The sequence below is a fragment of the Pseudomonas sp. P4_C4 genome, assembly GCF_056402055.1.
Genome location: NZ_JBFUID010000007.1, coordinates 33,561 through 53,158, shown reverse-complemented (window position 1 = coordinate 53,158; position 19,598 = coordinate 33,561). Strand labels below are relative to the sequence as shown.

The window sequence follows — 19,598 nt, the reverse complement described above, 5'->3', positions numbered from 1 at the left end:
TACCTTGTGCCTATAAAGGCGTGGTGGAAACGCCCGCCGCAGCGTAGTTCTGGTAACTCGTCATCTGCCTGGCTATCTGCGAAATCTTGCTTGCGTAGTCCGGGTCGGTTGCGTAACCGGCCTTCTGCAACTCGCGTACAAACTGTTCTGGGTTATCGGCCGACTTCACGACATCTTGATAGCGATTATTGGTCTGCAGCAAAGTCACAAGGTCATGGAAACTGTCCTTGTAGGAGTCGTAGGAACGGAACTCGGCCGTCTCCTTGACCATCTGCCCGTTTCTGAATTCGCTGGTGATCGCCCGCGCCGAATTGCCCTGCCAGCTGTTGCCGGCCTTGATGCCGAACAGGTTGTGGCTGCTGCTGCCATCCTGCTGGCGCATGACCGACTTGCCCCAACCGGTTTCCAGGGCCGCCTGGGCCACCAGATAACGTGGATCGACACCGATCCGGTCCGCCGCTTCCTTGGCCATCGGCAACATGGTGTTGACGAACTGGTCGGCGGAACTGAAGGCTTTCTTCGGTGGTGCCAGAGGAATCTGCGCCATGGCGCGACCGTAAATCTGCATGCCGCCCGCGGAGGATTGCTGTGCGTTCGCCAGCCAGTCGCCGTTGTACAACGGTCCCGCACCCGTGTTCGTCGTGCGTTCAGGTAATGGTGTCTTGTTGAGCGTTGTGGCCGTGGTCGTCACCGAAGGCACCAGCCCGGCCAACAACCGATCAGCCAGCTTCGGCGGCAATGCCAGGCGTCGCTGATTGATCAGCGCCATGTCATTGCGATGAGCGCCCTCGCCCGCCTCTTGCTGCGCATGGACCGAGCGCGAGGCCCACAACGGACGCTGGCCGTTGACCCGTGACAACGGCCCATTGAGCGCAACCGTGCCAGCCGCCATCGGCGTTTGCACGGCCGCCTTGGCAGCCTCTTGCTTGGCCAGCGACGCAGCCGCTGCCTCGCCCGGCGCCATCGGTTTGTTCTTCGACATCTGGCGCATCAGCACATCCGCCAGGCCAATACCACCGCCCTCGCGGGACATGGAAACGGCCAGCTGCTGGTCGTACATTTCCTGGTACTGCTTGGCCGCCGGGGTGTTCATCGGATTGTCCTGACCCAATGCTTCGGTGGCCGAGCGCATCGACTTGAGCATTTCCCCGAGGAACAGCGACTCGAACTCCTGCGCCACTTTGCGCATGTTGCCGTCGCTGTTCTTGTCGCCGACCTTGAGCTGGTTCAGGCGATTGAGGTCCGAATAGGAGCCCGAATCGCTGCTGCTGACCAGACCGCTCTTGCGCATATCCACGATGGCCGTCCTCAGATCACGATCAGGTCGGCTTGCAGGGCGCCTGCCTGCTTCAGCGCTTCGAGGATGGCCATCAAGTCACCCGGTGCCGCGCCGACCTGATTCACCGCCCGCACGATCTCGTCGAGGGTGGTGCCAGGGCCGAACTTGAACATCGGCTTGGCTTCCTGCTGGGCGTTGACTTTCGAACGCGGCACCACCGCCGTTGTGCCATTGGACAGAGGGCCGGGCTGGCTGACGATCGGGTCTTCGGTAATGGTCACGGTGAGGCTGCCGTGGGTCACGGCGGCCGGGGATACCTTGACGTTCTGGCCGATCACGATGGTGCCGGTACGGGAGTTGATGATGACTTTCGCCACCGCTTGGCCCGGATCGATTTCGAGGTTTTCCAGGATCGACAGGTAGTCGACACGCTGGCTCGGATCGAGCGGCGCGGTGACGCGAATCGAACCGCCGTCGATGGCCTGGGCCACACCAGGGCCGAGCATGTCGTTGATCTTGTCGACGACGCGCTTGGCGGTGGTGAAGTCGGAACGGTTGAGGTTCAACGTCAGGCTGTTGCCCTGGTTGAAACCGCTCGGCACCGCGCGCTCCACCGACGCGCCACCGGGGATGCGACCGGCCGACGGAACGTTGACGGTGATCTTCGAACCGTCTCGCCCTTCCGCATCGAAACCACCGACCACCAGGTTGCCCTGGGCCACCGCATAGACGTTGCCGTCGATACCCTTGAGCGGTGTCAGCAGCAAGGTACCGCCGCGCAAGCTCTTGGAGTTACCGATGGACGAAACGGTGATGTCGACTTGCTGACCCGGCTTGGCGAACGCCGGCAAATCGGCACTGATCGACACCGCCGCGACGTTCTTCAACTGCACGTTGCCCGACCCCGGCGGTACCTTGATGCCGAACTGCGAGAGCATGTTGTTGAAGGTCTGCAGGGTGAACGGGGTTTGCGTCGTCTGGTCACCGGTGCCGTTAAGTCCGACCACCAGGCCGTAGCCGATCAATTGGTTGGAACGCACGCCGGAAATGCTGGCGATATCCTTCAGACGCTCGGCCTGCGCGTTGAGCGCGGCGGACAGCATCAAGGCGGCCACCATCAGGTGTTTAAGATTCAAACTGACCACCTAGAAAGGGAACAGCGGGCTGAGGAAAAAACGGTCGAACCAGCCTGGCTGACTCGCATCGGCAAACGAACCGGTGCCCGAGTAGGTGATGCGCGCATCGGCGACACGGGTCGACGACACAGTGTTGTCGGTAGAGATGTCATCGGCGCGCACCAGGCCGGCAATCCGTACCAATTCGTCGCCGGTATTGAGGGTCATCCACTTCTCGCCGCGCACCGCGATGATGCCGTTGGGCAACACATCGGCGACGGTCACGGTGATCGAGCCGGTCAGGGTGTTGCCCTGCGCCGCCTTGCTGTCGCCCTTGGTCGCGCGATCGCCTTCATAGCTGGCGTCCAGACTCAGGTCACCACTGCCGAACGGATTGTTGGTGTTGGGGGTGGAGCCGAACAGCGAGGTCAGGCCGATGCTGGCCTTGCTGTTCTTGCCAATTTGCGAGTTGGCGTTTTTGCTGGCCTGGGTCCTTTCGTTCAGGGTGATGGTGATGATGTCACCGATCCGGAACGCCTTGCGGTCGCTGTAGAGGTTCTGTTCGAAACCGGCCTGATAGATCGAGCCGTTGTTCGCCGCTGCCGGCAAGGGCGTGCGCGGCAACACCGGAGCGTAGTAAGGGTCATTGGGCTTGGGCGTCGCAGGCACGCAACCTGCGAGCGCGGTGATCCCACTCAGTGCCAGAACAGATACATAGCGATGCATGACCCTACCTCACGGTGTTGCAGGCAGCCTCATGGCCGCCCCATAGACTTGATTACAGATTCTGCGTTACGAACGAGAGCATCTGGTCGGCGGTGGAGATCACCTTGGAGTTCATCTCGTAGGCGCGTTGGGTGGTGATCATGTTGACCATCTCCTCAACGGTGCTGACGTTGGACGTTTCCAGGGTGTTCTGCAGCGTGGTGCCGAAACCGTTCAGGCCCGGAGTGCCGACTTGCGGCGCGCCACTGGCGGCGGTTTCCAGGAACAGGTTGTTGCCCACTGCCTGCAGGCCGGCCGGGTTGATGAAGTCGGCGGTTTGCAGGTTGCCGATCACCTGGGCAGCCGGGTTGCCGGCAACGGTGATGGACACTGTGCCGTCGCGACCGACCGTGAAGGTTTGCGCGTCGTTCGGAATGACAATGGCCGGTTCGAGGGCAAAGCCGCTGGCGTTGACGATCTGGCCGTTGGAGTCCAGGTGGAAGGTCCCGTCACGGGTGTAGGACGTGGTGCCGTCCGGTTGCAGGATCTGGAAAAAACCGCGACCGTCGATGGCCATGTCCAGTGGCTGTTCGGTGGTTTGCAGACTGCCGGCGGTGAAGTTTTTCTGGGTGCCGACGATACGCACACCGGTACCCAGTTGCAGACCCGACGGCAGTTCGCTGTCCTGGGTCGACTGGGCGCCTGGCTGACGCTTGATCTGGTAGAGCAGGTCCTGGAACTCGGCGCGGTCACGCTTGAAACCCGTGGTCGACACGTTGGCCAGGTTGTTGGAAATGGTGGTCAGGTTGGTGTCCTGGGCGGACAGGCCTGTTTTGGCAACCCATAGAGCCGGAAGCATTCGATTCTCCTCGTGCGCCTGTTTTACGGCGCGACGTTCTGGTAATTAGCTGATCTGCAAGACCCGAGCCATGGCCTGGTCATCGTCTTTGGCGGTGTTCATCATCTTGATGTGCAGCTCGAATTGCTTGGACAAGGCCAGTACCGAGGTCATCTCTTCCACGGCATTGACGTTGCTCGACTCGAGGAACCCGGACACCAGCTTGACGCCGGCATCGGCCTGCGCAGGCGCGCCGTCCTTGGTGTGGATCGAACCATCCAGGCCTTTGGTCATGTTCTTGAGGTCCGGATTGACCAGCTTGATGCGGTCGACTTCAGCCATCACCCGGGGACCTTCGCCCATTGCGCGGATGCTGATGGTGCCGTCCTCGCCGACTTCGATCTGCTGCTCCGGCGGCACGGCAATCGGCCCGCCATTGCCCATGACCGGCATGCCATTACCGGCACGCAACACGCCCAGGGCGTCAACGTTCAGGCTGCCGGTGCGCACGTAGCTTTCAGCACCATCGGGATTCTGTACGGCAATCCAGCCGCTGCCTTGCACGGCAACGTCAAGGTCGCGACCGGTTTCCACCAGTGAGCCGGGGGAGAAATCGGTGGCCGGGCGTTCGGACATGGCAAACGCACGCGCCGGAAAGCTGTCACCGAACACCGGCATTGAACGAGCTTGCTCCAGGTCTTTCTGGAAGCCGTTGGTGGAGATGTTCGCGAGGTTGTTGGCATGCGCCTTTTGCGCCAGTGCATTCTGGCTGGCGCCGGTCATTGCCACATAAAGGTACTTGTCCACACTCTTTCCTCTGCCTGCCGGACGTTTGCCGCCCACTGCTGTACTGCTGAGCCATAAGCAATTTGCAGACCAACTTGTTTTTGGCGGCGCCAGGCCCGGCAAACAGGGGACTTTGGGGATTCAGAGGGGATTTGTGATTTGTATCAGAGACGAAAAACCGGCGGTGTCATGCCAGTGGGTGGCAAGGTGTGACCGTGGGCAACGGCCACAACCGCCATCGCGAGCAAGCTCGCTCCCACAGGGTCACTGGTGATCACAGATTGTGTGTCCGCCGATGAACCACTGTGGGAGCGAGCTTGCTCGCGATGAGGCCAGCACAAACGCAGCAGGCCTCAGCTATGACTCAGTCTTGCCCACCTCATATTCACGCAACTTGTTGGCAATGGTGGTATGCGAAACCCCCAACCGCTTGCCCAGCTGCCGGCTGCTCGGATGCTCGGAATACAGCCGCTCCAGCACCGCCTTCTCGAAACGCCCGACGATCTCGTCCAACCCACCCTCCAGCGAAAAATCGCCAAGGGGTTGGCGCACACCATAGTCCGGCAAACGAATGTGCTCGGCCTTGACCGTGCCGCCGTCGCACAGGGAAACCGCCTGGAACAGCACGTTCTCCAGTTGCCGCACGTTACCCGGCCAATGGTAGTGACTGAGCCGCTCCATGGCCGCCGGGGCCAGTTTCGGCAGCGGGCAACCGATCTGCCGACTGGCCTGATCGAGGAAGTGCTCCACCAGCGGCGTCAAGCCGTCGAGGCATTCGCGCAGCGGCGGGATGTGCAGCGACAACACATTCAAGCGGTGATAGAGATCCTGGCGGAACTCACCGCGAGCGCACAGTTCGGACAGGTCGACCTGGGTCGCGCAGATCACTCGCACGTCAAGGTAGACCTCTTCATCACTGCCTACACGACGGAAGCAACCGTCCTGCAGGAAGCGCAGCAACTTCACCTGCAAGCGCGGGCTCATTTCCCCGACGCCATCGAGAAACAGCGTACCGCCCGCCGTCAGCTCCAGCAGCCCGAGCTTGCCTTCTGCCCGCGCCCCTTCGAAGGCACCGGGGCCGTAACCGAACAATTCCGTCTCGGCCATGGACTCGGGCAGGCCGGCGCAGTTGAGCGCCATCAATGGCGACTGCCCACGAGGACTGGCCAGATGGCAGGCCCGCGCCAACAATTCTTTGCCGGTGCCGGTTTCGCCTTCTATCAATAGCGGTGCATCGAGTGGCGCCATGCGCCGCGCTTCGCGCACTACGGCAGCCATGACTTTCGAGCTTTGGAAGATGCTGTCGAAGCCACGCAATTCCTGCTTGCGCACGTTGTAGATGCGCTCGCCCACCCGGTCCGCTCGATGCAACGTCAGCACCGCACCGGCCATGGCTTCGCTGTCGTCATGCTCCGATTGCAGTGGCGCGATGTCGGCCAGGAACACGTCACCCTTGACCTTGACCCGCAGCCCGTTGATCCGCGACTTGTTGGCGCGCACCAGTTCCGGCAAATCGAAATCTTCGGCGTAGCGCGACAGGGGAATCCCCGGCACCTCGTCGACCCGCACCCCGAGCAACTGCGCCGCCGCCCGGTTGGCCGCGACGATGGAACCGCCCATGTCGATCGACAACACCGGAAACTCCAGCGCACCGAGCAGAGCGTTGAGCTCCATGTGCCGACGCTCGCTGGGCATCAGCCCTACACGCTTGACGCCAAACACCCCGGCAATCGCTTCGAACTTCGGACGCAAGGCCTGGAACTGAATGTTGATCAGGTTCGGGCAATGCAGGTAGATGGCGTTGCCATGCTCACCACCCACCTCACCGCGGGCCACGTTGATCCCGTACTCCACCAGCAGATTGAGAATGTCGCGCAGGATGCCGATGCGGTTCTGGCAGTGGACTTTGATACGCATATGAATGGCCTGAAAAAACGGTGAGTAAGGTGCGCAGGGATAATTTCTGCTGAGGCGCTCAGATAGTCGTCAAGATTATGTTACAGGTGGAGAGCTTTTCCCACCCGCCAATCTCAACATTTGCGCACCGACGCTCAATACGTAACGAAAGCTTTACGATTATCGAGGAATTTTCCTACGCTTGACGCCGAGCACCTGCTGCAACAGTGCAATCCTTGGAGTATTTCTAGGTCCATAGCAGTACATAACAAGAACGAAATCCCCTAGCAGGAGAGCAGCATGAAGCAGACGCAATACGTGGCTCGCGAGCCCGATGCGCAAGGTTTTATCGACTACCCCGCCGAAGAACACGCGGTGTGGAACACGCTGATCACTCGCCAACTGAAAGTGATCGAAGGGCGTGCGTGCCAGGAGTACCTGGACGGTATCGAAAAACTCGGTCTGCCCCACGACCGCATTCCTCAACTCGGCGAAATCAACAAGGTCCTCGGTGAAACCACCGGCTGGCAAGTTGCCCGGGTTCCCGCACTGATTCCCTTCCAGACCTTTTTCGAATTGCTGGCCAGCAAGCAGTTTCCGGTGGCGACCTTCATTCGTACCCGCGAAGAACTGGACTACCTGCAAGAGCCGGACATTTTCCACGAGATCTTCGGTCACTGCCCGCTGCTGACCAACCCGTGGTTCGCCGAATTCACCCACACCTACGGCAAACTCGGCCTCAAGGCGTCCAAGGAGGAACGTGTGTACCTGGCGCGCCTGTACTGGATGACCATCGAGTTCGGCCTGGTCGACACTCCGCAAGGCCAACGCATCTACGGCGGCGGCATTCTGTCTTCTCCGAAAGAGACCGTGTATTGCCTGTCGGACGAGCCTGAGCATCAGGCGTTCGATCCGCTGGAATGCATGCGCACGCCCTACCGCATCGATATCTTGCAGCCACTGTACTTCGCGTTGCCAAATCTCAAGCGTCTGTTCGACCTCGCTCACGAAGACATCATGGGCATGGTCAAGCAAGCGATGCAGATGGGTCTGCACACACCGAAATTTCCGCCAAAACCAAAAGCCGCGTGATCCGCCGCTTTTAGAATCAAGTGAGCCTGTCAGAAACCATCGCTTTGGATTAGCGTGGTAGCACTGAGGGCCGATTTCCCAACATTCGATTTCAGGAACACATCATGACCGCATTAACTCAAGCCCATTGCGAAGCCTGCCGCGCCGACGCCCCACAAGTCAGCGACGAAGAACTGCCGATCCTGATCAAGCAGATCCCGGACTGGAACATCGAAGTACGTGACAGCATCATGCAGCTGGAAAAGGTCTTCCTGTTCAAGAACTTCAAGCACGCCCTGGCGTTCACCAACGCCGTCGGTGAAATCTCCGAGGCCGAAGGCCATCACCCGGGCCTGCTGACCGAGTGGGGCAAAGTCACCGTTACCTGGTGGAGCCACTCGATCAAGGGGCTGCACCGCAACGACTTCATCATGGCCGCGCGCACTGACGAAGTGGCGAAGGACGCCGAGGGCCGCAAATAATGCATTTCGACGCCATCGGTCGAGTACCTGGCGACCCGATCCTCGGCCTGATGGAGGCCTACGCGCAGGACCCGAACCCGCGCAAGTTCGATTTGGGTGTGGGCGTCTACAAAGACGCCCAGGGCCTGACGCCGATTCTCCAGTCGGTGAAGCTTGCCGAGCAACGTCTGGTGGACAGTCAGTCCACCAAGACCTACATCGGCGGTCACGGCGAGCCGGCGTTCGGCAAAGCGATCAATGAGCTGGTGCTGGGCGCCGACTCGAAGCTGATCAGCGCACAACGCGCCGGCGCCACCCAGACTCCGGGCGGCACCGGGGCTTTGCGCCTGAGCGCGGACTTTATCGCCCAATGCCTGCCGGGCCGCGGCGTGTGGTTGAGCAACCCGACCTGGCCGATCCACGAAACGATTTTTGCGGCAGCCAAGGTCAAGGTCAGCCACTACCCGTACGTGGGCAGTGACAACCGGCTCGACGTCGATGGCATGCTGGCGGCGCTCAATGAAGCGCCCAAGGGTGACGTGGTCTTGCTGCACGCCTGCTGCCATAACCCGACCGGTTTCGACCTGTCCCAGGATGACTGGCAGAGGGTACTGGAGGTGGTACGCAAGCGCGAACTGCTGCCATTGATCGACTTCGCGTATCAAGGATTCGGCGATGGCCTGGAGCAGGATGCCTGGTCGACCCGGCTGTTCGCCGCCGAGTTGCCGGAACTGCTGATCACCAGCTCTTGCTCGAAGAACTTCGGCCTGTACCGCGACCGCACCGGCGCACTGATTGTCTGCGCGAAAACCGCCGACAAGCTCACCGACATTCGCAGCCAACTGGCCAACATTGCCCGCAACCTGTGGTCGACGCCGCCGGATCACGGGGCGGCCGTGGTCGCGACCATCCTCGCTGATCCGGAGCTGAAAAACCTCTGGGCTGACGAAGTGGAAGCCATGCGCCTGCGTATCGCCCAACTGCGCAGCGGTCTGGTGGAAGCGCTGGAGCCTCACGGTTTGCGCGAGCGCTTCGCGCACATTGGCGTGCAACGCGGGATGTTCTCCTACACCGGCTTGACGCCTGTGCAAGTGAAGAACCTGCGGGACAACCACAGCGTGTATATGGTCAGTTCGGGACGGGCTAACGTCGCAGGTATTGATGCTACGCGTTTGGATTTGCTGGCCGAGGCGATTGCCAAAGTCTGCGAGTAACCCCCCAAACTCAGCAAATCCCCTGTGGGAGCGAGCTTGCTCCCACATTTGTTTTGTGTCGCTCCTCCAGTCATGTCTAGACAACCCCACCCGTCGAAACAAATGGATATAAAAATCCGTTTGTCATTTTCAGTGCTGTATCCTGCCCAAGCTTTTTAAAAGCGCGGATCTACCAGATCTATCAACAGACTTAGCGAGGAGCGCGACTATGCACGAGATTCCTAATCTCCCCTTCCCAAGCCTGCACGAACCTGAGCAGACGACCACGCAGCAAGCCGGAGCCCAACAGCCCGAGCCGAAAGAAGCCACTGACAGCCGCCAGGCTGACAGAGAAGACTGAAACACCCGCCGTACAGACCGTGTGGAAAGCGCTAACATGCGCTTTCCACACTGCCTGAAAGAGCCTTTACCCATGACCGATGAATTCAGCGAAGCGCAGGCCAGCGTCCTGATCGGCACCGCCGAGAAAATGATCGAGATCTGGAATCGCCTCTCTCCCGAGAAACAAACCGCCTTGCTCGCCCGCTTCGGCACCCAGGAAAATGCGCTGGCCGCCCTGGTCACCACGCAGCTGGTCGCTCCCGTCAAACCTGAATGACAGCGCCCGGCAAATAGTTTTACTTTTTCACAACCTGCGACTGTCCACACCGCTATCATAAGCAGCCTATCTATCCTGCTTTACCGTGGACCTTTACCCATGCCTGAAAACCAGCGCCCCCTGGCGGTCACGCTGCAAGTTGTTTCCATCGTCCTGTTTACCTTTATCGGCTACCTGAACATCGGCATTCCCTTGGCCGTATTGCCCGGCTACGTCCACAGCGACCTGGGCTTCGGCGCGGTGATCGCGGGCCTGGTGATCAGCGTGCAATACCTGGCCACCCTGCTCAGCCGCCCCTATGCCGGGAAGATCATCGACAACAAGGGCAGCAAGCTGGCTGTGATGTATGGCCTGGCCGGTTGCGGCTTGAGCGGTGTGTTCATGCTGGTCTCGGCCTGGACCCAGAACCTGCCGGCCTTGAGCCTGTTCAGCCTGTTGATCGGCCGTCTGGTGCTCGGCAGCGCGGAAAGCCTGGTGGGCTCGGGCTCGATTGGCTGGGGCATCGGCCGCGTCGGCGCGGCGAACACGGCCAAAGTCATCTCATGGAACGGTATCGCCAGCTATGGTGCACTGGCTGTCGGCGCGCCCTTGGGGGTGTTGCTCGTCCATCGACTGGGCTTGTGGAGCATGGGCGTGAGCATTGTGTTGCTGGCCGTGCTCGGCCTGCTGCTGGCCTGGCCGAAAACCGCCGCACCAATCGTTGCCGGTGAGCGCCTGCCGTTCATGCATGTGCTCGGGCGGGTCTTCCCCCACGGCTGTGGCCTGGCCTTGGGTTCCATTGGTTTCGGCACCATCGCCACCTTCATCACTCTGTATTACGCCACGCAACACTGGGACAACGCGGTGCTGTGCCTGAGCCTGTTCGGCGCCAGCTTCATCGGCGCGCGCTTGCTGTTCGGCAACCTGATCAACCGTCTCGGTGGCTTTCGCGTGGCGATTGCCTGCCTGTCGGTGGAGACCCTGGGCCTGTTGCTGCTGTGGCTGGCACCCGACGCTCATTGGGCACTGGCGGGCGCGGCGCTGAGCGGGTTCGGTTTTTCGCTGGTGTTTCCGGCGCTGGGCGTGGAAGCGGTCAATCTGGTGCCCGCCTCCAGCCGTGGTGCGGCGGTGGGTGCTTATTCGCTATTCATCGATTTGTCGCTGGGGATCACCGGGCCATTGGCCGGTGCGATTGCGGCGGGATTCGGCTTTGCTTCGATCTTCCTGTTCGCCGCACTCGCCGCGCTCAGCGGTCTTGCGCTCAGCGTCTACCTGTACCGGCAGGCGCCGAAGCAACGCGAAACGCGAGACGTGCGTTAGAAATCGACCTTGCCGCGCCCGGCCTTGATGTTGCCTCGCTTGGATTTGGATTCGAGCCGACGGGTTTTTGAGCCGAGCGTCGGCTTGGTCGGGCGGCGTTTCTTTTCGACCTTGGTGGCACTCTGGATCAGCTCTATCAAACGTTCCAGCGCATCGGCACGGTTCTGCTCCTGCGTCCGGTACTGCTGGGCCTTGATGATCAACACACCGTCGCTGGTGATGCGACTGTCGCGCAGCGCCAGCAGCCGCTCCTTGTAGAACTCGGGCAAGGACGACGCCGGAATGTCGAAGCGCAGGTGCACGGCACTGGAAACCTTGTTGACGTTCTGCCCACCGGCCCCCTGGGCGCGAATGGCCGTCAACTCGATCTCGGCATCCGGCAGGTGCACGTTGTTGGAAATCACCAGCATGGAAAAGCGTCCGTATTCAGAGCGTGCAGGATACCGCGATCAGATCTTCAGCACGCCACAAATCCCTTGTGGGAGCGAGCTTGCTCGCGATAGCGGTGTGTCAGGCAGCGATGATGTCGACTGACACGGCCTAATCGCGAGCAAGCTCGCTCCCACAGGGAAATGTGTACGTGCAGAAACGACAAACCCGGCACTTGGCCGGGTTTGTCGTTTCTGCGCGGAGTTACTCCACTGCGGCCTGCAAGGCACGCTGAGCACTGCGCTTGTTCTTGATGCAGTAGCAGACCCACATGAACACCAGCCACACCGGAATCGCATACACCGATGTCTGAATCCCCGGAATCAACAGCATCACGCCAAGGATGAACACCACGAACGCCAGGCAGACGTAGTTCCCGTATGGGTACCACAAGGCCTTGAACAGCGGCGTCTGTTTGGTCTTGTTCATGTGCTGGCGGAACTTGAAGTGCGAGTAGCTGATCATCGCCCAGTTGATCACCAGGGTGGCCACCACCAGCGACATCAGCAGTTCCAGCGCGTTTTGCGGGATCAGGTAGTTCAGCAGTACCGCGATCAGGGTCACGGCGGCCGAGGCCAGGATCGAACGCACTGGCACGCCACGCTTGTCGATCTTCGCCAGGCCCTTCGGCGCGTCGCCCTGCTCAGCCATGCCCAGCAGCATGCGGCTGTTGCAGTAGGTGCCGCTGTTGTACACCGACAAGGCAGCGGTCAGAACCACGAAGTTGAGGATGTGCGCAGCGGTGTTGCTGCCCAGCATCGAGAACACTTGCACGAACGGGCTGCCGCTGTAGGAGTCACCGGAGGCGTTCAGGGTGGTCAGCAAGCTGTCCCATGGAGTCAACGACAGCAGGATGATCAGGGCACCGATGTAGAAAATCAGGATCCGGTAGATCACCTGGTTGATGGCTTTCGGGATCACGGTTTTCGGCTTGTCGGCTTCAGCTGCGGTGAAACCGAGCATTTCCAGACCACCGAAGGAAAACATGATAAACGCCATGGCCATCACCAGACCGCTGACGCCGTTCGGGAAGAAGCCACCGTGGGACCACAGGTTGCTGACCGCCGCTTGCGGGCCGCCATTGCCGCTGACCAGCAGGTAACTGCCCAGGGCGATCATGCCGACGATCGCCACGACCTTGATGATCGCGAACCAGAACTCGGCCTCGCCGAACACTTTGACGTTGGCCAGGTTGATCGCGTTGATCAGTACGAAGAAGGCAGCTGCAGAGACCCAGGTCGGGATGTCCGGCGCCCAGTAGTGGATGTACTTGCCGACGGCCGTCAGCTCGGACATGCCCACCAGAATGTACAGAATCCAGCAGTTCCAGCCCGACAGGAAGCCAGCAAAGCCGCCCCAGTATTTGTGCGCGAAGTGGCTGAAGGAACCGGCCACTGGATCTTCGACGATCATTTCGCCCAGTTGGCGCATGATCATGAAGGCGATGAAGCCGCAGATGGCATAGCCGAGGATCATCGACGGGCCGGCGGACTTCAGTACCCCGGCCGAGCCGAGGAACAAACCGGTACCGATCGCGCCACCGAGGGCGATCAATTGAATGTGGCGATTTTTCAGGCCGCGTTTCAGCTCGCCTGATTGCGGGTTTTGTCCACTCATGAAAAGGGTCTCACGCAAGGTTTGATGATGTTCAGTAGACGTTGCTGCTCAGGAAAGGCGTTAAGCGGCACCGATCAAACCCCAGCGCAGGCACCAGGAGTTCAGCGTAATTACAACGGTCATGCGTCACCTGTTTGTTTTTATCTGTGACGAAATCGAACCCGACACGCTCGTGACGCGACGGAGTGAACAAGGCGGATAGCCTTGAGGTTTGCGCAGATGCGCAGGAGGTCACAGGTAAAACGCGGCGCATTGTACACCCGTAACCCCCTGCTGCCAGACCCGCTGGACAAGCGTGTCTATGGCCGGGATTGCCTGTGTCCGCCCCGAGGAGCTCGGGCGGCTGCAAAAAATGGGTCAGATCCTTGCGGATCATCGACGGGAAAGGCAGGAAAACCGCCTCTCGCAGAGAGATGGAGATGGTATACGGCGTTCATTGCGCCTCCTTTTTGTTATGCACCTGCACGACAGGCATGGCGCGCATAACACCCTGCATGGCGCGATGAAACAAGCGGGCTAGAGCGTTGAGAGAAGGATGCAAGGTAATGACGCGTAAGAATTTTCTTACAACATTCGAGGAGGGGCGATTTCATGGGGTTAATCTGTTGATTTCGTCATGATTTCTTTACAGCATGTAATTTTGGCTTTCCACTTCGGACATCCCGGTGCGGCGACTGGCTTGCCCGCGAAGGCGGCCTCAAAAACGACACAGACACAAAGCCAGGCCAAAAAAAACGCCAACCCGAAGGTTGGCGTTTTTTTATGAAGCGCTCAGCCGATTATTCCGGCTTGCGACGCCCAAAGCCCGGACGCTGGCCGGAACCGGCCGGTGCGCCACGGCGCTTGCCCGATGGCGTGTCACCATCGACCAGCTTGATCCCCGGACGCTTCGGCGCAGGCTTGGCCGGGCGCTTGGTGTCGGCCGGACGATCGGCTACCGGCGTACCACGACCTTCGCCACGCTCCGTACGGCCGTTGGCCGGACGTGGCGTGCGTGGACCGCGTTCGCCGTCCTGACGCGCAGCAGGCTTGCGCCCTGGACGCTCGCCTTCGATCTGCGGCTCGCGGCTGGCACGTGGCGCGGCAGGTGCGGCGGCTGCGCCAGCGGCCGGACGCAGGGTACGCACGCGCTCGGTCTTGGCCATCGGACGCGAGGATTTGCGCTGCATCCGGTCAAGCTTGTCCTTGCTCTTGGCGTTCATCTGCGGCATCGCGACCGGTGTCAGGCCGACCTCGGCACTCAGAATGTCGACTTCGTACTGGCTCATTTCACGCCAGCGGCCCATCGGCAGGTCGGAGTTGAGGAACACCGGGCCGAAACGCACGCGCTTCAGACGGCTGACCACCAGGCCCTGGGATTCCCACAGGCGACGCACTTCACGGTTACGACCTTCCATCACCACGCAGTGGTACCAGTGGTTGAAACCTTCACCGCCTGGCGCCTGCTTGATGTCGGTGAACTTGGCCGGGCCATCTTCAAGGACAACGCCAGCCTTCAGACGCTCGATCATCTCGTCGTCGACTTCACCGCGTACACGCACGGCGTACTCGCGGTCCATCTCGTAGGACGGGTGCATCAGACGGTTGGCCAGTTCACCGTCAGTGGTGAACATCAGCAGACCGGTGGTGTTGATGTCCAGACGACCGATGTTGATCCAGCGACCCTCTTTAGGGCGCGGCATCTTGTCGAACACGGTCGGACGGCCTTCCGGATCGACACGGGTGCAGATCTCGCCGTCGGGCTTGTTGTACATGATCACGCGGCGCACCGATTCGGCGGCCTCTTCGCGCTTGATCACCTTGCCATCGATGGTGATGGCGTCATGCATGTCGACGCGCTGGCCAAGGGTGGCGTCTTTGCCGTTGACCTTGATGCGGCCGTGGCTGATCCAGGCTTCCACGTCACGGCGCGAGCCGACGCCGATACGGGCGAGGACTTTCTGCAGTTTTTCGCCTGCTGGGCCGATTGGCTGGTCGTCTTGCTGGTCTTTGATACTCATCTGGGCACCTCCCGGTGTGGTCTGAAAACTGGGTACTTGGGCGAAGGGATCGCCGAAGGGTCGCGAATCATACGCGCATGAGGGCGTTTGCGCATCAGAGACTAGCTGATCAATGCAAGGTTATTTGTTTTTCCGCCGGCCGGTGGCGCAGCTGCCCAGCAAACACAGCTCCCTGTGGGAGCGAGCTTGCTCGCGATAGCAATGGATCAGTCACCTTGATGTTGAATGTTCTGCCGTCATCGTCGGATCGCCGCCCGGAGCAAGCTCGCTCCCACAGGGTCCGTGTCAATCTTCAAGTTCGCGGCGTTCCGCTTCGATGGCTTCGGCCAGGGCGCGGGCTTCGGCTTCCTCATCTGACAGTTCGGGCTCGGGCTTCGGCTGTTCGAGGGCGGCAACGGCGGCCAGGAGTTTTTCCCGGGCTTCGGCAACGCCGAGAATGTCGTCTTCTTGCTCTGGTTCAATGTCCGACTGAGGCTCGCCTTCCGGCTCGGGCTGCGCCGCTTCGACTTCTGGTTCGATATCCGACTGTTGCGGATCGAACTCAGGCGACGCCCCATCACGCAGCAAGTCGTCGAAGTCGGTCTTGAGCCCCTCCTCCATGCTGTCCAGTTCCAGCAACAGCGTGTGGAAACTGGTTTCTTCCTTGGGCTCTTCCGGCTCGGCGCTGGCGTCGGCCAACGCTTGCAGACCGGCAGGTACGGGCGCGTCATCGAAATCGAGCACCGGATCCGGTTCCAGCTCGCGCAGTTCCGCCAGCGGCGGCAGGTCGTCGAGGTTTTTCAGGTTGAAGTGATCGAGGAACGCCTTGGTGGTGGCGAACATCGCCGGTTTGCCGGGCACGTCGCGGTAGCCGACGATGCGGATCCACTCGCGCTCCATCAGCGTCTTGACGATGTTGCTGTTGACCGCCACGCCCCGCACGTCTTCGATTTCGCCACGGGTAATCGGCTGGCGATAGGCGATCAGGGCCATGGTTTCCAACATGGCACGGGAGTAACGCTGCGGGCGCTCTTCCCACAGACGCCCGACCCAAGGCGCAAATTTCTCGCGAATTTGCAGGCGATAACCCGAGGCCACTTCCTTCAGTTCAAACGCGCGGCCATCGCAGGACTTGGCCAGAATCGTCAGGGCCTTCTTGAACACCGGCGGCTCCGGGCGCTCGCCTTCTTCGAAGAGTTCGAACAGGCTTTCCAGAGATTGCGGTTTTCCCGAAGCCAACAGAAAGGCTTCGAGCAAGGGTGCCAGATCACGGGGTTCAGTCAGGTTCATGTTTCGACTCGTTATTCGGCTCGCGCTCGCACGTGGATCGCGGCAAATGGCTCATTCTGCACCAGCTCGACCAGGGATTCCTTGACCAATTCAAGGATCGCCATAAAGGTCACCACCACCCCCAGGCGCCCTTCTTCAGCGGTGAACAGCTCGACGAACGGCACGAAACCGCCGCCCTTGAGCCGTTCCAGCACATCGCTCATGCGTTCGCGGGTCGACAGCGCCTCGCGGCTGACCTGATGGCTTTCGAACATGTCGCCACGGCGCAACACCTCGGCCATCGACAGCAGCAACTCGGACAGACGCACGTCTGGTAGCAGCTTGCGCGCCCGGGCCTCTGGGGCGTCAAGCCTGGGCACCACCACATCACGACCGACGCGGCTCAGGCCATCGATGCCTTCGGCGGCAGCCTTGAAGCGTTCATATTCCTGCAAGCGGCGGATCAGTTCGGCGCGCGGGTCTTCCTCTTCGTCTTCAACGGTTTCGGCCCGTGGCAACAACATCCGCGACTTGATTTCGGCCAGCATCGCAGCCATCACCAAGTACTCGGCGGCCAGCTCCAGGCGCACCGACTGCATCAACTCGACGTAGCCCATGTACTGGCGAGTGATTTCCGCCACCGGGATGTCGAGGATGTTGATGTTCTGTTTGCGGATCAGGTACAGCAGCAGGTCGAGGGGCCCTTCGAAGGCTTCGAGGAAGACCTCGAGGGCATCCGGCGGGATGTACAGGTCCAGCGGCATTTCCATGACCGCCTGGCCATAGACCATGGCGAAGGGCAGTTCCTGCTGGGCTCCGGCCTGACTGTCGACGGGTTCTACTGCGGACATCTAGGCCTCGACCATGAACGGCGCAGGGTCGCCGCAACCAACGCGAATGACTTCCGGCTCGCCGTCGGCGAGGCTGATCACGGTGGACGCCTTGATCCCGCCGAAACCGCCGTCGATGATCAGATCAACCTGGTGTTCGAGCAGTTGGCGCATTTCGTGTGGGTCGCTCAACGGATCTTCATCGCCAGGCATGATCAGGGTCACGCTCATCAACGGTTCGCCCAGTTCAGCCAGCAGCGCCAGGGCAATCGGGTGGCTCGGCACACGCAGGCCGATCGTACGTTTCTTCGGGTGCAACAACAGCCGCGGTACTTCGCGGGTGGCGTTGAGAATGAAGGTATACGGTCCCGGCAGATGGGCCTTGAGAATACGGAATGTGCCGGTGTCGATCTTGGCGAACAGGCCCAGTTGCGACAGGTCGCTGCAGATCAGCGCGAAGTTGTGTTTTTCATCCAGCTGTCGCAGGCGCCGAACGCGCTCCACGGCCACCTTGTCGCCGATCTGGCAACCAATGGCGTAGGAAGAGTCCGTGGGATAAATCACCACCCCGCCCTTGCGGATGATCTCGACTGCCTGTTTGATCAGGCGCGCTTGCGGGTTTTCCGGATGAATCTGGAAAAATTGACTCACATTCTCTACCTGTTCAGACGGCGGCAATAACTGGGTCATGTTTGAATCGACACCATAGTGGTGGCAGATCCTCCGGGAGTGGCCGGTATTCACCGATCTCCGACCACCCTCCAGGGCCATGAAAATCACTGCCGGCGCTGACCAGCAGACCGAACTCGCGGGCCAGAATGGCCAGGCTGCCCACTTGCTCGGCAGGCTGGTAACCATTGACCACTTCGATGGCGTGGCCCCCTGCTTGAATATAGTCGGCAATCAGGCGACGACGCTTGCTTCGGGTGAATTCGTAGTGCCAGGGGTGTGCCAGGCTGACCCAGGCTTTGGCTGCGCGCAGGGTTTCGACGGTTTCTTCCAGGGTCGGCCAGTGTTGCTTGACGTCGCCCAGCTTGCCGGCGCCCAGCCATTTGCGGAACGCCTCGGCGCGGTCCTTGACGAAACCCTCACGCACCATCCAGTCGGCGAAATGCGGGCGGGCCGGCGCATTGCCGCTGTCGCCCAGCTCCTGCTGGATCTTGCGGGCGCCCTCCAGCGCCCCCGGCATGCCTTTGAGCGCCAGTTTGCGGCTGATTTCCTCGGAGCGTAGCCAGCGGCCATCATGCAATCTGGCGATGGCCTCGACCAACGGCGCGGCGTTCACGTCAAAACCGTAGCCCAGGACATGAATGGTCGCGCCACCCCAGGTGCAGGACAATTCGACGCCGTTGACCAGTTGCATCCCCAGCGCGGTGGCCGCGTGGCGGGCCTCGTCAAGGCCTTCAAGGGTGTCGTGATCGGTCAGGGCCAGGACTCGCACGCCTTTCTCGAACGCCCGCGCCACCAGAACCGCAGGCGCCAGGGCGCCATCGGAGGCCGTGCTATGGCAGTGCAAATCAACATTCACAGGGCTTTGTAACCTCAAATCAGCTGGCGCTATCGCGCGCCCATATGTTTGTTATTATGCCGCCACATCCTGCTTCTGGCTGCCACTGTGAAACAATTCATCGATTTCATCCCGCTCCTGCTGTTTTTCATCGTCTTCAAGATCGATCCACGGGTCGTCGACATCGCCGGCCATGAGCTCACTGTAGGCGGTATTTACAGCGCCACCGCGATGCTGATCGTCAGTTCCCTGGTGGTCTACGGCACGCTGTTCATCAAGCAGCGCAAGCTGGAGAAGAGCCAGTGGCTGACCCTGATCGCCTGCCTGGTCTTCGGCAGCCTGACCCTGGCGTTCCACAGCGAGACGTTCCTGAAGTGGAAAGCCCCGGTGGTCAACTGGCTGTTCGCCCTGGCGTTCATCGGCAGCCACTTCGTCGGTGACAGCCTGCTGATCAAGCGCATCATGGGCCACGCGCTGACCTTGCCGGAGCCGGTCTGGACGCGCCTGAACATCGCCTGGATCGTCTTCTTCCTGTTTTGCGGTGCCGCCAACCTGTTTGTCGCGTTCACCTTCCAGAGCTACTGGGTCGACTTCAAGGTCTTCGGCAGCCTGGGCATGACTTTGCTGTTCCTGGTCGGTCAGGGCATCTACCTGTCCCGCCATCTGCACGATGCCGATACCACTACGCCAAAAACCGAGGACTGA

The 19,598-nt window shown here is 60.7% G+C and carries 19 protein-coding genes; 6 read left to right on the top strand and 13 right to left on the bottom strand.

Going from position 1 to position 19,598, the window contains the following annotated elements; all coding sequences use genetic code 11:
* Positions 1 to 10: 10 nt before the first annotated feature.
* The 6 genes from flgJ to AC1DXW_RS06175 all read right to left on the bottom strand — a co-directional run bounded on the left by flgJ (position 11) and on the right by AC1DXW_RS06175 (position 6,640).
* Complete coding sequence (gene flgJ, locus AC1DXW_RS06200) at positions 11 to 1,297, bottom strand: flagellar assembly peptidoglycan hydrolase FlgJ (protein ID WP_477752388.1); 1,287 nt, start codon at positions 1,295 to 1,297, stop codon at positions 11 to 13.
* An 11-nt stretch (positions 1,298 to 1,308) separates the two neighbouring features.
* The gene (locus AC1DXW_RS06195) at positions 1,309 to 2,397 is read right to left on the bottom strand and encodes a flagellar basal body P-ring protein FlgI (protein ID WP_477752443.1); all 1,089 of its coding nucleotides are present in this window, start codon (positions 2,395 to 2,397) and stop codon (positions 1,309 to 1,311) included.
* 27 nt (positions 2,398 to 2,424) lie between these two features.
* Positions 2,425 to 3,120, bottom strand: coding sequence for a flagellar basal body L-ring protein FlgH (gene flgH / locus AC1DXW_RS06190; protein WP_108218610.1), 696 nt, complete (start codon positions 3,118 to 3,120; stop codon positions 2,425 to 2,427).
* A gap of 52 nt (positions 3,121 to 3,172) precedes the next feature.
* Positions 3,173 to 3,958, bottom strand: a complete 786-nt coding sequence (flgG, locus tag AC1DXW_RS06185) for a flagellar basal-body rod protein FlgG (protein ID WP_007975316.1) — start codon at positions 3,956 to 3,958, stop codon at positions 3,173 to 3,175.
* Between the two features lie 45 nt (positions 3,959 to 4,003).
* Complete coding sequence (locus AC1DXW_RS06180; protein WP_477752387.1) at positions 4,004 to 4,744, bottom strand: flagellar basal body rod protein FlgF; 741 nt, start codon at positions 4,742 to 4,744, stop codon at positions 4,004 to 4,006.
* A 336-nt stretch (positions 4,745 to 5,080) separates the two neighbouring features.
* Positions 5,081 to 6,640, bottom strand: a complete 1,560-nt coding sequence (locus AC1DXW_RS06175; protein WP_008021363.1) for a sigma-54-dependent phenylalanine hydroxylase transcriptional regulator PhhR — start codon at positions 6,638 to 6,640, stop codon at positions 5,081 to 5,083.
* Between the two features lie 279 nt (positions 6,641 to 6,919).
* Here AC1DXW_RS06175 and phhA point away from each other — a divergent pair, with 279 nt between their 5' ends.
* The 5 genes from phhA to AC1DXW_RS06150 all read left to right on the top strand — a co-directional run bounded on the left by phhA (position 6,920) and on the right by AC1DXW_RS06150 (position 11,262).
* The gene (gene phhA / locus AC1DXW_RS06170; RefSeq protein WP_104449926.1) at positions 6,920 to 7,711 is read left to right on the top strand and encodes a phenylalanine 4-monooxygenase; all 792 of its coding nucleotides are present in this window, start codon (positions 6,920 to 6,922) and stop codon (positions 7,709 to 7,711) included.
* A 104-nt stretch (positions 7,712 to 7,815) separates the two neighbouring features.
* A complete protein-coding gene (locus tag AC1DXW_RS06165) occupies positions 7,816 to 8,172 on the top strand; it encodes a 4a-hydroxytetrahydrobiopterin dehydratase (protein WP_046037728.1) in 357 nt (118 codons plus the stop codon).
* Positions 8,172 to 9,365 (top strand): amino acid aminotransferase, encoded by a 1,194-nt coding sequence (locus tag AC1DXW_RS06160; protein WP_477752386.1) that lies wholly within the window; start codon positions 8,172 to 8,174, stop codon positions 9,363 to 9,365. Before AC1DXW_RS06165 ends, AC1DXW_RS06160 begins: the two co-directional genes overlap by 1 nt.
* A 412-nt stretch (positions 9,366 to 9,777) precedes the next feature.
* Positions 9,778 to 9,963 carry a hypothetical protein gene (locus AC1DXW_RS06155; RefSeq protein ID WP_477752385.1) on the top strand — a complete coding sequence of 62 codons (186 nt, stop codon included), beginning with the start codon at positions 9,778 to 9,780 and terminating at the stop codon, positions 9,961 to 9,963.
* A 99-nt stretch (positions 9,964 to 10,062) separates the two neighbouring features.
* On the top strand, positions 10,063 to 11,262 hold the full coding sequence (locus AC1DXW_RS06150; RefSeq protein ID WP_477759846.1) for an MFS transporter: 1,200 nt from the start codon (positions 10,063 to 10,065) through the stop codon (positions 11,260 to 11,262).
* On the opposite strand, the gene arfB is transcribed toward AC1DXW_RS06150, so the two are convergent.
* From arfB to AC1DXW_RS06115, 7 genes are all read right to left on the bottom strand, one after another.
* Complete coding sequence (gene arfB / locus AC1DXW_RS06145) at positions 11,259 to 11,672, bottom strand: alternative ribosome rescue aminoacyl-tRNA hydrolase ArfB (protein WP_108218603.1); 414 nt, start codon at positions 11,670 to 11,672, stop codon at positions 11,259 to 11,261. The two genes, AC1DXW_RS06150 and arfB, sit on opposite strands and share 4 nt — an antisense overlap.
* Before the next feature lie 223 nt (positions 11,673 to 11,895).
* A complete protein-coding gene (locus AC1DXW_RS06140) occupies positions 11,896 to 13,308 on the bottom strand; it encodes an amino acid permease (RefSeq protein WP_477752383.1) in 1,413 nt (470 codons plus the stop codon).
* Between the two features lie 779 nt (positions 13,309 to 14,087).
* The gene (rluB, locus tag AC1DXW_RS06135; protein ID WP_477752382.1) at positions 14,088 to 15,308 is read right to left on the bottom strand and encodes a 23S rRNA pseudouridine(2605) synthase RluB; all 1,221 of its coding nucleotides are present in this window, start codon (positions 15,306 to 15,308) and stop codon (positions 14,088 to 14,090) included.
* Positions 15,309 to 15,593: 285 nt separating this feature from the next.
* Positions 15,594 to 16,577 carry an SMC-Scp complex subunit ScpB gene (gene scpB, locus AC1DXW_RS06130; protein ID WP_477752381.1) on the bottom strand — a complete coding sequence of 328 codons (984 nt, stop codon included), beginning with the start codon at positions 16,575 to 16,577 and terminating at the stop codon, positions 15,594 to 15,596.
* A gap of 11 nt (positions 16,578 to 16,588) precedes the next feature.
* Positions 16,589 to 17,347, bottom strand: coding sequence for a segregation and condensation protein A (locus tag AC1DXW_RS06125; RefSeq protein WP_181456712.1), 759 nt, complete (start codon positions 17,345 to 17,347; stop codon positions 16,589 to 16,591).
* A 60-nt stretch (positions 17,348 to 17,407) separates the two neighbouring features.
* Complete coding sequence (locus AC1DXW_RS06120; protein WP_032829738.1) at positions 17,408 to 18,037, bottom strand: L-threonylcarbamoyladenylate synthase; 630 nt, start codon at positions 18,035 to 18,037, stop codon at positions 17,408 to 17,410.
* 13 nt (positions 18,038 to 18,050) lie between these two features.
* Positions 18,051 to 18,914, bottom strand: coding sequence for a PHP domain-containing protein (locus AC1DXW_RS06115; protein ID WP_218432616.1), 864 nt, complete (start codon positions 18,912 to 18,914; stop codon positions 18,051 to 18,053).
* 87 nt (positions 18,915 to 19,001) lie between these two features.
* Between AC1DXW_RS06115 and AC1DXW_RS06110 the strand changes: the two genes are divergently transcribed.
* A complete protein-coding gene (locus tag AC1DXW_RS06110) occupies positions 19,002 to 19,598 on the top strand; it encodes a septation protein A (protein ID WP_477752380.1) in 597 nt (198 codons plus the stop codon).